The sequence below is a fragment of the Prosthecobacter sp. genome (assembly GCF_044378005.1).
Lineage (GTDB): Bacteria > Verrucomicrobiota > Verrucomicrobiia > Verrucomicrobiales > Verrucomicrobiaceae > Prosthecobacter.
On sequence record NZ_JBILYB010000167.1, the window covers coordinates 1 to 12,309 of the forward strand.

Below are 12,309 nucleotides of genomic sequence, written 5' to 3' on the forward strand. Positions count from 1 at the left end.
CTGGGACAGTTGCTCGATCAAGGCCGACATGGAGGCCACAGAACGTTGAGTTGTGGGTTCTTCAGGATTCATGGCGGGCTCAGGCTTGGCCAGTTTGCCGAAGACGCAACCGAAATCCCGCTGGTCAACTAGAGTCACGGCTTGAGTAAGGTGTCTAGCGAGGCAAGGTCGGTTCCTCATTGAACCTATGAAACATCTCCGACACCTCGCCTACACACTCGCCCTGGATCATCCTCCAGGGGCGACGGGGCATCGGACCATGGCGAAAATGCTCGTGCTCTCCCTGCTGCGCACAGGTTTTCGTGGCGACATCGTGGTGATCAAAAACTCCCCCGAGCCTCTCTTCCGCGTGCCGCGCGCCGGAGTTCGGGAAGTGCTCGTCGAGACCATGGGTCCTGATGGTGATGACTTCTGGCACTACGCGCAGCAGTGGAAGTTCCGCGCGCGGCATCTGCTCGAGGTCAGCGGCTATGACAAAGTCCTCTTCCTCGACGCCGACTGTCTCGCGCTCCGAGATGTCAGCCCCTTGCTCGATGAGCGCTGGAACATCGCCTATTACCCAGAGCCCGGCAGCTCGGCAGGTGAGCCGTTTTTCAACTGCTTCATCGGCGAGCATGAGCACGCCCATCTCGCGCAACCGGGCATCAATGGCGGCTTCCTTGCCGTAAAGGCCAGCCAGTTTCCAAAGGTGGCTGCTGAGTGGGAGCGTATCGCGGAGGGGCCATCGCCACGCGAGAAGTTCTTCGCCGATCAGGCCGCGCTCACACGATTGATCATCGAGACTCGTTTGAAAAAGCGCCCGCTGGGCAGGGCCGACCTCGCCACGCCCTTTGGCTATGATCCGCGCCCGCAGGACTACTTCGCCGCCACGCTCGTTCATCTGGCCGGGTCGCGGGAGCTGGAGGAAAAGCTGCGCTTCATGTTCGGTCTCTACATGAGCACCTTCTTCTTCGATCCGCAGACCCTGCTGCTCCAAATCTTGGAAACCTGACTTCATCCGCACATGCCACGTCATCTCGTCTATACGCTCGCGCTTGATCCTGTCGGAGCCATGGAGCACCGCAACATGGCCAAGCTCCTCGTCTCCTCGCTTCTGCGTTCGGGCTTCACCGGGGACATCGTGGTGTTTCACAATTCACCGCACCCGCTCTTCATGGTGCCGCGTGCCTGCGTGCGGGAGGTTCGGATCGAGGCCACGAACGCCCCCGACTGCGACCACTCCTTTCAATACTACGCACAGTCCTTCAAACACTCGCTTGCAAAGCACATCGACCCCGCCGGCTACGACAAGATCGCCTTCATCGACTGCGATGCCGTGGTGATCAAACCCCTCGACCCACTCCTCACAGGCGACTGGGATCTCGCCGTGCTTCCTGAAGCCTGGACGCACATCCAGTCCGGCTACTTCGGCTGCTATCTCACCCAGCACGAGCGTGAGACGCTGAAAATGGAGGGCATCAACAGCGGCACCTGGGCCGTCCGCGCCTCACGCTGGCGAGAACTGATGAAAACCTGGCGTGCCATCGAGTCAGAGCCCGCCCCCTTCCGCGAGGGCAACTGCCTCTTCGAGCAGTCCGCCTTCAATCGCCTCGTGCGCGACTGGAGTCGCTCGGGAAACGTCGTGAAGTGGCCCATGCATGAAGTCGCGCTGCCCTTCTGTCCCGGCGGTCTCTCCTTCTTCGGCCAGTACATGAACAGCACCATCGTCCACGTCGCCGGAGCGGGCCTGCCGGTAAAGATGCAGTTCCTCTTCAGCGTCTATGCCGCCGCGTATCTTCACGACCGCAACCTCACGCTCTTCAACATCATGGAGATGTGAGCTGCGGCATTGATCGAGAAAAACTTCATCGCACGACCACAAAACCCAACTTTGTGCTTGCACGAAAACGAAGCTGCTCCAGAATCCCGGCCCGCAGAAAAGCGGGTGTAGCTCAGTGGTAGAGCACTTCCTTGCCAAGGAAGATGTCGCGCGTTCGAATCGCGTCACCCGCTCCATTATCTCCAGTAAAGATAATGAAGCGACGGTCCGGGAAATCAAGACCTCCAGAAGGACTCCGCGCCAAGCTCACGTAACTCATCGCGGTTACGTATGTCCTCCCGCCTCCTCCAGTTCGCCACACTGCTCCTCTCCACGAGTCTCTTCTCGGCGGAGCATTGGGCATTCCAGCCACTGAAGCCGGTCAAAGGCACCGGCATTGATGAATTCATCCATCGCCAGCTCGCCGAGCAGGGCCTGAAGCCCGCCCCCCGCGCCGATGCACGCACCCTGGCCCGCCGCGTCTCCTTTGATCTCACCGGCCTGCCTCCCGATTCCAGCGATCTGCCCTACGAGCGCCTCGTCGATACCCTCCTCGCCAGCCCTCACTACGGCGAGCACTGGGCGCGGCACTGGCTCGATGTCGCCCGCTATTCCGATACCAAGGGCTACGTCTATGCCCGCGAAGAAAAGCTCTGGGTCCACGCCACCCCCTATCGTGACTGGCTCGTCCGCGCGCTGAATAACGACATGCCGTATGATCGCTTCCTCCTTCTTCAGCTCGCCGCAGATCAGGTCGTGCCGCCGCAGTCGCCAGACCTCGCCGCCATGGGCTTCCTCACCCTCGGCCGCCGCTTCCTCGGCGTCACCCATGACATCATCGATGACCGTATCGACGTCGTCATGCGCGGCACCCAGGGGCTCACCGTCGCCTGCGCGCGCTGCCACGATCACAAGTTCGATCCCATCCCCACACGCGACTACTACGCCCTCTACGGTGTCTTCCAGAGCAGCGCCGAAAAGGTCGTCCCCTGTGCCAGTGGCGACGATGCCGAGCTCGCCGCCCTGGTGAAAAAGAACCGCGAGCTCATGACCAAGCGCCGCGAGGAGCAGATGGCTCGCAGCCGCGCACGCGCCGCCGACTACATCGCCGCACAAAAGGAACTCTCCAAGTATCCCGAAGAAGTCTTCGGCCAGCTCCTCGATGAAAAGGACCTCAACCCCTACATCGTCCACCGCTGGACCGCTTGGCTCGCCAACAACCCCGGCATCACTCCCACCGACGAAGTCCTCCGCCGACCCGACTCCCCCTGCTTCGTCCCCGACGAGCACATCGCCAATAACGAGATGTACTTCCCCATCGGCGTCGTCACCGAGCTTTGGAAAGCACAGGGAGACGTGGACCGCCACCTCCTGAAAAAGTCCACCGCTCCCGGCCACGCCACCATCCTCACAGACCGCCCCCAGCCCAGCTCCCCGCGCGTCTTCATCCGGGGAAATCCCCTCACCAAAGGCGACACCGTCCCCCGGCAGTATCTCAGCCTCTTTGGCAAACAAGCCCCCTTCACCCAGGGCAGCGGACGCCTCGAACTCGCCCACGCCATCATCTCCCCCCGAAATCCCCTCACCGCCCGCGTCATGGTGAACCGCCTCTGGCAGCACCACTTCGGGCGCGGCCTTGTCGCCACCCCCAGCGACTTTGGCAAACAAGGCAGCCCGCCCACCCATCCCGAGCTGCTGGACTGGCTCGCCCAGCGCCTCATCGACTCCGGCTGGAGCCTCAAAGCCATGCACCGGCTCATCCTCATGTCTGAGGCCTACCGTCGATCTAGCATTCCATCTCGTTCAGACAACGAGTCGGGAAACTCATTCTCCGCTGACCCCGACAACCGCCTCCTCGGCCGCATGACCCCGCACCGCCTCAGCTTTGAAGAAGCGCGGGACGCCTGGCTCGCCGCCGCAGGTCGGCTGAACCTCCGCATCGGTGGCCGCCCAGAGGCCCTCTTCGCCAGCAGCAACACCCGCCGCACCCTCTACGCCCTCGTCGATCGCGAAAACGTCCCGGCCGTCATGCGCACCTTCGACTTCGCCAATCCCGACCTCTCCATCCCTCAGCGTACCGAGACCACCGTCCCCCAGCAGGCCCTCTTCGGGATGAACCACCCCTTCGTCGTCCAGCAGGCGAAGTCACTCATCCAAAACGCCACCACCACCGCCGCCTCCCCCGAAGCCCGCCTCCGCTTCATCTACCAAAAACTCTTCCAGCGTCCCCCCACCTCTACCGAGCTCACCTCCGCCCTCAGCTTCGTCCAGGAAGACAGCGCCCCCGTCATCGTCGAGGCAGACCACACCAAGTCCTGGCACTACGGCTACGGCGAATGGGATGAAGCCGCAGGCCGGGTCAAAACCTTCACCCCCATGCCCCACTTCACCGGCAGCGCCTGGCAGGGAGCCGCCGACTGGCCCAACCAAGAACTCGGCTGGGCTCAGCTCACTTCCAGCGGCGGCCATCCCGGAAACACCCGCAAGCACGCCGTCATCCGCCGCTGGATCGCCCCCGCCACCGGACACTACGACCTCACCTCCACCCTCATCCACGAACCCGAAGTCGGTGATGGCATCCGCGCCTTCCTCAGCCACTCCCGCCTCGGCAAACTGCGTGATGCCAAGCTCCTCGGCGCCAAAGCCGACTTCAGCCTCACCGACCTCGCCTTCCAGACCGGCGACACCCTCGATTTCATCGTCGATATCGCCGACGGCCTGAACAGCGACCAATTCCTCTGGTCCCCGAAGCTCACCCCCACCGTCCACACCACAGGAGCCGGCGGCCCGCCCACCCCCGACACCTGGGACGCCGAAAAAGACTTCTCCGCGCAGCCCAAATCCAGCCTCAATCCCTGGCAGCAGCTCGCCCAAGTCCTCATGCTCTCGAATGAGTTCATGTTCGTTGATTAGCCCGCCCCCGAGTTGGAAACCCGGGGCACTAGCGTACGAGTTCAGACTTGGGCAGGGAGTGGGGTTTGCGGGCCATGACCTACCTAACAGGTGCGCACCAAATCCAGGGCAGTCCCTTGAGCTTCAGCTTTTGAGGAGGGTCCCCAGCCCTTCCGGGGTGTCATGGGCCCATGTTTTCCTCAAGCCTGACGCGTCCGGAGAGCTTCTGAGAGCTGGCGGCGCTGACCTCAGGTCGGAGGAAGAAGCCGTAGCCCCGCTTCAGCCCCATGGGCGGAGTGACGATCTGCCCCTGGTAAGGCACTTTGCGGTTCTCCGCGGGCGTAGCTCCAGTGAGGATGAAGTCGCCACTGAAGAGGCCTTTGACGGCATCCAGCACGGGCATCTTGACCATGTTCGGGTGCGGGGGGATGTCGGCTTTGTTCACGAGAGCAGACCCAGGATTGTAGAGTTTGAGAGTGAGATCGAACTCGGCAGCCTCGGTATCAAGACCGCCAGAGGTGAAGAAGAGCCGCGCATTTTCAGAGGTATCGTCCGGCAGGCCCATTACGACATCGCTGGGAGCAGGCGGGACATAGGCACCACCGGTCACCAAGAGAGTGAATGAGGCGAATCCGTCGGGGTACACCTTGTCCTTGGTGGGATCGGCGGAGGGTTTATTCCAAGTGAGGCTGCCGTTGATTCCGTTGTCCGCTGGTGGGATGTCAGGTGGAGAATGCAGGAGACTGCCGAGCAGCGTGCCTTTGTTTGTATATAGCGGCTGGTAGATGAGAATCTGCCCCTGTTTGCCGATGAAGCCGCCGGAGGTGAAGGTGCCGCCGTCGGGGAGGCGACCTGCGGTGGTGAGCATGCCGGTGGTTTCCCCCACGGTGCTCCATGAGCCGAATCCGTCTCCCTGGGGCAGGCTGGGGTCGGGGTCTTGATTCTCCAGACCAAAGGTGTGCAGTTTGCGGAAGTAGGGGCCGACTTTGTTCAGCGTGCTCCAGGGATTGTGCCAAGCTTCGACGGCGACGCTATCCACCATGGGCTCTTGGAGTGTGCCGGTGACGGAATGGGTGGTGCCGGTGAGGATAAGATCGAGCACGATGGGTGGAAGTCCCCCGGAGCGCGGGACGTTCATCTGGAGAGTGGCACCGAGCGGGGAGGCGACATCGGTCTCCAACTGCCCTTTGAGTGGCACAGGGACGACACCGGTGATGAGCTTGCCGGTGACGCCGCCGGTGCTGGTGATCATCATCTCCAGGCGGGAGCCGAGGCCGCCATTGAAGCCGGGGTGGCGCTCTACCCACCCGATGAAGTTGCCGACGATGCCTGAATGGATGGGCTTGATGAGGATGCTAAAGCTGAGGTTGGTTGTGGAGTTGCCTGCCTTGTTGCCCGCTTTGATGGTGACGGGATAGGTGCCGTCCTTGGTGGGGATGCCGCTGATGAGGCCGGTGTTGCTGTCGATGCTGAGGCCGGGTGGCATCTTGGTGACGACGTAGATGGCGGGGAAGTGCGTGGTGGGGATGCTGAGCTGATAAAGCCCTCCGACGATGCCCTCGGGGATGATCCCCGGCATGGACAGCTCTGGCGCGAGGGCCGGGTCCTGAGTGACGGTGTGGGTGACGCCGCCGATGATGACGGTGCCGCTGCGTTCAGTGAGGGCGTTATTGCCTAACAAAGTGACAGTGACGGTGCCATCGTCGGTGCCAGAGAGCGGTGAGACACTGATCCAGGGCAGGGTCTTGATGGCAGACCAGGCTCATGTGGCAGTGACGGCGATGTCGTAGCTGGCGCCTCCTGCGGAGAGACTGAGCGTAGTGGGGTCGATGGAACAGCTACCGGGGCTGAGGTTCACGGTGACGGAAGCGGAGGTGCTGCCGAGGGGGTCCTTGGCAACGTAGTTGAAGCTGGCGCCGGTGAAGGTGTTGGAGGCAGTGAAGAGGAGGCCGGAGCCCTGCTTGACCAGCTTGCCCGCCGAGGCGGGAGAGAGGGCGGTGAAGGAGGCCACGCTGAGCGCATCACCATCGGGATCGTTGTCATTCATCAAGATGTGCAGCAACACGGTGGCCCCGGGGAGCACGGGGATGATCTCACCCGTGGCCACGGGCGTGCGATTGGCGGTGGTGAAGGTCATGGTGCTGCCCGTGGCAGTGCCGAGCGCCCCGCTGGCGCGGAGCCGGTAATGATACTTCGTGTGCGGCAGCAGGTCTGTGAGGGAGGCGCTGACGGGCGTGTCCGCCGAACCAGAAACGACCCCCGGAGTGGCCGCGATGGTGGTGCCGAGGGCAGCGGTGAGGCCGTAGTCGAAGAAGACATTGCGCGGGGTGCCCTTGGCATTGGCGCTGCCATTCAGCGTGGCAGTGCTGTGGGTGATGGCGCTCGCCGCGAGGGTCTTTGCCACGGGTGGCGCTGGCGGCTGGGTGACGCCGAAGGTGTAGAAGTTGTCCGCATAGACATTGTGCCCGAGGGTGACTGGGGTGAGTTCGGCGTTGCCGACGATGAAGAGCCTGAAGCGGTGGCTGCTTGTCATGTCCCAGCCTGCCAGTGTGGGATTGAAGCTCTTGAACACCCGCCATTGGTAGCCGCCAGCAGGGCCGTCGTCATCGCACTCCGCAGTGAGCGTCTTCGTGGCTGCATTCCATGCGATGCGAACTGCGGCGTGACTACTGGACGCCGAGGAAAAGGTCTCCGCCCCGACTCCATTGGTGTCGATGGCATTCAGGAAATGAAACTGCTGCGGCTGGCCGGTGGTGCGGTAGTTCTCCAACTGGGAGGAGAAGTTATCCGACTCGTCGGCACTGTTCAGGATGGCGAGCCCCATGCCCACCGCCGTATGCCCGGGCGCGAGGGGGATGTAAGGCACATGCACGTCGGTCTGAATGCTCCAGTTCGTGGCAAAGGGGGCGTCACCGATCCAGGGGCGCGCCCTGAAGTCGTCACTCGTCCCCCCAGCCGCCGTGAAGCGCAGCACGCCATCGCCGGACTGGCTGAGCTCGGCGTCGCCATCGCTAAATTCCTCCCCCCACTTCACGGGGTCCTTGGCGGCGGCTGTGAAGAGGTCGAAGCCGCTCGGTGATCCCACGATGGCTGGCGCTAGCGGGCTGGAGAACTGGAAATTATCCGCAAAAGCAAGCCCTGAGGGAACGACGACCCCCATGGACTCTCCACCGACGGAGATGTTGAAACGAGAATCCGCATCGAGTGCCCAGTTCGTCCCCGGCGCATCCACATCCAGCGTCCCCAGCAGAGTCCAGACATAACCATTAGCACCTCCATCCGCATCGAAGTAGCAGCCCACTGTCTTATCTTCCGCATCAAAGGCCAGTCGCAGTGAGGCATCCACAGCTGCGGTGATCACTTCACCGCCACCAGCGCCTGCGCCCTCATTGGCCCAGCGAAACTTGCGGGAGGTCACCCCTCCGGTGTTTTTTAGCCCCAGCTCGATCCATACCGACTGACCGCCGACACGCGCATCCATCAAGATCCGCAGATCATCCTCAGCCACAGGCAGGGCCACATCTCCCACATGCACATCCACCACAGCCTCCCAGTCCTCCGTGTAGCTGCCAGAGTTTGCGATCCATGGTATGCCTGCCCAACCGTCGAGGATGTCTGTCTTCGTGTATTCGAGACGCTCATTGACTTCTGTCAGCGCATTATTCGACTCACTCATACCGGCACCCCAGCGTGCAGGGCTCCTCACATTGTCCTCAAAGTTGTCCCCACCGCCCAGATTCGCCAGCGCCTCCATGCTGACTTTGAAGTTATCGGCGCGCACATTCTGCGCGATGCTGACCGCCGTGAACTCGGAGTATCCGCCGACATAGATTTCCAAGTCACCTGTCACATCCATACCCCAGCCTTCCAGCGGATTGAAGGAGGCGAAGGTCGTCCACGCATAGCCATTCACCGGGCCATCCGCATCATATTGAGCCGAGAGCACCTGCGTGCCAGCATTCCACGAGATGCGCACCGCACCCACCGTGCCGCCGGAGGTGACACCGGTCTCCGTGGTGTCATTATTGTAGTCCACGGCGCAGACATATTGATGCTTCTGCGGATCCCCAGTGGAGCGCTCATTCTCCAGCGCCACGGTGAAGTGCTGGCTGTCATCCTCGCTATTACGCACACCAATGCCCATGCCGACCGCCCTGTAACCATCGCCGAGTGTGATCACCGGCACCATCACGTCCAACTGCACGCTCCAACTGCTGTCCAGTGCCCCCAGCCCGCCGAGCCAGGGCCAGAGCATCACGTCATCATCCGTCCCACCGGTGCTCGAATGGCGCAGCACACCGCCTGACTGGGTGAGCAGGCCGGAGCCGCTCTGGATGTCCGCCCCCCAGAGGGCGGCATTCTTGCTGCTGGTGGTGAAGGCGTCTGTGCCGTTGAACTGCGCCATGACAGGCGAGCCCAGTGCAGCACACAAAGCGAGGAAGAAGGTTAGGCGTGTTCTCATGAGTGGTGCGGAGTTGAAGTTACCAGACAGCCCCCCCACTGGAGGTGGTCTTATGACTGTCTGGAGAATATGCCCTTAAATGTGGCAGCCCTAACCTTTTTTTGGCAACTTCCACCTCAGGCATGGCGGATCGGCACGATCTTTTTGTCCAGATCATGGCTGGCATGGATGCGCCGCACCGTGCCACTGCGGGCACGCATCAGGATGCTGTGCGTCTCCACCCGATGACCGATGGTGCGCACGCCGGGCAGCAGCGGACTGTCACTGATGCCCGTGGCGCAAAAGAGAGCGCTCTCCCCAGGCACCAGATCATCACTGCGGTAAATGCGGGTCATTTCCTCCGCACTCACCTGCGCCGCCACTTCGGCCCGGTGCTCTTCATTGTGGAACCACATTCGCACATCCATATCGCCCCCGAGGCACTTCAGGGCCGCCGCCGTGAGCACCGCTTCTGGACTGCCACCCATGCCCACATAAAGATCGACGCCGGACTCCTGCAAAGACGGCGCCACAGCGGCGGTGATGTCCCCATCCGTGATCATGCGTAGCGCGGCACCCGTGGCACGGACCTGCTTGATGATGTCCGCATGACGCGGACGATCCATCGTCACCACCACCACGTCACGCACATGCTTGTCCAGCGCCTTGGCCACAAACTCGATCACGTCCTTCAACGGCAGGTCCAGCATCGAGCGGTCGCCCTCGCTCTTCAGCGCCTTCTTCACCGCCGGACCGTAGGCCAGCTTGTGACAGTAAAAACTCGGGATGTGCTTCATCGCGCACTCCGCCCCCTCGGCCACCTGCGCGGCGGCGATGCATGAAATGCTGTTCGGCGAGCCCTTGGCGATGTTCGTCGTCCCATCGATGGGATCCAGCGCGATGTCGAAGCGCGGAGAGCCCGGCTTCCAGGTTCCCAGATGCTCGCCCACAAAGATCCCCGGCGCGTTGTCCTTGATGCCTTCGCCGATCACCACCGTGCCGCACACATCCAGGATGTCGAAGACGCCATAGATCGCGCTGCATGCCGCGGCATCCGCCAGCTCTTTTTCACCACGTCCCAGCCATTGCAGGGAGCGCAGCGCGGCATTCTCCGTGGCACGCACAAACTCGAATTCGATGAGGCGTTCGAGGTCAAGCGGACTGCGGAGCGGTGGCAGGGAGTTGGTGGACATGGTGGTGCTTCCAGTGATGGCAAAGAAGCCCCCACTCCGCGAGAAATTCTTGTGCCTATTTGGAAGCATCTCCTCCACCGTTATTTGCCTCTGGGCTTGGCAAAGGCTCCCCTTCCCCGCTAAACTCCCCGCGCCCTTCATGGTTCACCCCTCGCCCTTCCGCCGCCTGTCCGCACGCGCCTTGACTCTCGCCGCGTTGCTGCTGGTCGCCTACATTGTCCGGGAGACCGTCTGGAAAAGGCCCCCTGCTCCCATCCTCACCGCTCCCTCCCGCCCCGCTGATCCCCGGCTCCTCCCGCCCGTCGATCCCCTGCCCGGCGAGGTCATCCTCAAAGACTACGCCCAGCCCGGCACACGCCCCGAGGACGACCTCAGCAGCATGGCCCACGCCTTCAGCAATCTCACCCTCCTCATCAAAGGTGACTCCCCCTTCCGACTCGGAGCCAATGAAGAATTCGCCGCCGCCCTTCGTGGCAAAAATCGCGACCAGCTCCGCTTCCTGCCCGACTCCCATCCCTGCTTCAATGCCCAGGGTCAGATCGTGGACCGCTGGCAGACGCCTCTCTTCTTCCACGTCAGCGAGCGCAGCCGCATCGATCTCCGCAGCGCCGGCCCCGACCGCCAGATGTGGACGGAGGATGACCTCCACCGCCGCTACAATGGCGAATACCGGCGGGGGAAGGAACTGCCACCCGAAGGTGAACTCCAACGCTGATCACTCCCGACTCAAGCCTTCGAGAAGAAGAGCGTGAACTCGTGGCGATTGTAAGTGAGGTGCGTCTGCGCAAAGAGCCGCAGCCCACCTTCCGTCGCCGTCTCGACGATGCGGCGGAAGAAGCCGCAGGGTTCATCCACCGTGTCCACACGCGGCACTTTGAGGGTGAAGACCACCAGCCCGTGCTTGCGCAGCCATTTGGAGAGACGCAGCACATGGTCCATGGATTCCTCGGGCGGGCCGTTGAGGTCGGAGAGCAGCGCATCGTAACTCGTGCCCGGAGGCGGCTCGAAGGTGGCGACATCGGCATGGACAAACTTCAGGCCGGGCTTGCCGTGCAGGCGCTTGTCCAGCGGGGCTTTATCAATGGCCGTCACTCGCTGCTCACGCGCCAGCAGCTCGGAGGTCATGCCGCCGGGGCAGGCGCCGAGCTCCAGCCAGTGGCTGCCCTTCGGCATCACCGGATGATGCATCAGCAGGTAGTGCAGCGCTTCGGCGATCTTGGCCCCGGCGCGGCTGATGATGTCCGGTGAGTCCTGATCAATGTACTTGCTGCCACCAGGGTAGAGGCCGTTCGAGAGACGCGGGCTTTGCATCCCACAAAACAGCCCTTCTTTGCCGACGAGGCAGAAGAGCGTGGCCTTCGTCGGGTCCTGATCTTCCACCGTGGCGACGGCGGACTTCGGGAAGAGCGTGATCACCCGCCCGCGCAGGTTCGAGGCGAGGCTGCGATAGTATTTGTCCGGCGAGGTCGGGTTCAGCAGGCCGATGTAGATGGCCTGGGGCGCGCGCTCGCCAAACTTCTTCAGCAGCGTCTGCGCGGCCTTTTCGATGAAGCCGTCCATCTTCTGCGCGTTGCAGGGCCAGGAGTGGTCCAGCGGCAGATTCCAGCGGGCAAACTTCGCCGCTTCAGACGTCTGGATCAGCTTCGGCGTCGCGGTCTTGATGGAGTAAAAATCTAGCCCGAGGCGCGTGATCGAGGTGGCTCCGAAGCGCTTGAGGATGTCCTCGGCGATCCCCTCAAAGATTTCAGGGATGCGCACCAGCCAGGGGCGGAGGTTGGGATCAGGAGTCGTGGACATGAATGGGACGCGTCAGATGGAGGTGAAGCAGTGAGATGTCATCAGTAAATGCATGTCCCGTCTGTTGAGCTGCGTTCTTTGCTCTGCCATGACCAACCGCCGCAGCTTCCTCACCCAGTCCGTCGCCGCTTCCACCGGCGTTTTTTACATCGCCAAGACTTCCTGGGCTCAGAAGAGTCCGGGGGACA

8 protein-coding genes and 1 tRNA gene are annotated in these 12,309 nt (G+C 62.4%); 5 read left to right on the plus strand and 4 right to left on the minus strand.

What is annotated here, in order from left to right; genetic code table 11:
- The first annotated feature begins 187 nt into the window (after positions 1-187).
- The 4 genes from AC6FTP_RS22530 to AC6FTP_RS22545 all read left to right on the plus strand — a co-directional run bounded on the left by AC6FTP_RS22530 (position 188) and on the right by AC6FTP_RS22545 (position 4,711).
- A complete protein-coding gene (locus AC6FTP_RS22530) occupies positions 188-991 on the plus strand; it encodes a hypothetical protein (RefSeq protein ID WP_497209162.1) in 804 nt (267 codons plus the stop codon).
- 12 nt (positions 992-1,003) lie between these two features.
- A complete protein-coding gene (locus AC6FTP_RS22535) occupies positions 1,004-1,819 on the plus strand; it encodes a hypothetical protein (RefSeq protein ID WP_497209163.1) in 816 nt (271 codons plus the stop codon).
- A 101-nt stretch (positions 1,820-1,920) separates the two neighbouring features.
- Positions 1,921-1,995 (plus strand) — tRNA-Gly (locus AC6FTP_RS22540).
- A gap of 94 nt (positions 1,996-2,089) precedes the next feature.
- Complete coding sequence (locus AC6FTP_RS22545; RefSeq protein ID WP_497209164.1) at positions 2,090-4,711, plus strand: DUF1549 and DUF1553 domain-containing protein; 2,622 nt, start codon at positions 2,090-2,092, stop codon at positions 4,709-4,711.
- 160 nt (positions 4,712-4,871) lie between these two features.
- On the opposite strand, the gene AC6FTP_RS22550 is transcribed toward AC6FTP_RS22545, so the two are convergent.
- The 3 genes from AC6FTP_RS22550 to glpX all read right to left on the minus strand — a co-directional run bounded on the left by AC6FTP_RS22550 (position 4,872) and on the right by glpX (position 10,324).
- Positions 4,872-6,371, minus strand: a complete 1,500-nt coding sequence (locus AC6FTP_RS22550; RefSeq protein ID WP_497209165.1) for an Ig domain-containing protein — start codon at positions 6,369-6,371, stop codon at positions 4,872-4,874.
- A gap of 81 nt (positions 6,372-6,452) precedes the next feature.
- On the minus strand, positions 6,453-9,152 hold the full coding sequence (locus AC6FTP_RS22555; RefSeq protein WP_497209166.1) for an Ig-like domain-containing protein: 2,700 nt from the start codon (positions 9,150-9,152) through the stop codon (positions 6,453-6,455).
- A 116-nt stretch (positions 9,153-9,268) separates the two neighbouring features.
- Complete coding sequence (gene glpX / locus AC6FTP_RS22560; RefSeq protein ID WP_497209167.1) at positions 9,269-10,324, minus strand: class II fructose-bisphosphatase; 1,056 nt, start codon at positions 10,322-10,324, stop codon at positions 9,269-9,271.
- A 139-nt stretch (positions 10,325-10,463) separates the two neighbouring features.
- On the opposite strand from glpX, the gene AC6FTP_RS22565 reads away from it, so the two are divergent.
- Positions 10,464-11,039 carry a hypothetical protein gene (locus AC6FTP_RS22565; protein ID WP_497209168.1) on the plus strand — a complete coding sequence of 192 codons (576 nt, stop codon included), beginning with the start codon at positions 10,464-10,466 and terminating at the stop codon, positions 11,037-11,039.
- A gap of 11 nt (positions 11,040-11,050) precedes the next feature.
- Here the strand turns inward: AC6FTP_RS22565 and AC6FTP_RS22570 are convergent, their stop codons facing one another.
- Entirely contained in the window at positions 11,051-12,121 is a 1,071-nt protein-coding gene (locus AC6FTP_RS22570) for an SAM-dependent methyltransferase (RefSeq protein WP_497209169.1), read from the minus strand.
- Positions 12,122-12,309: the final 188 nt, after the last annotated feature.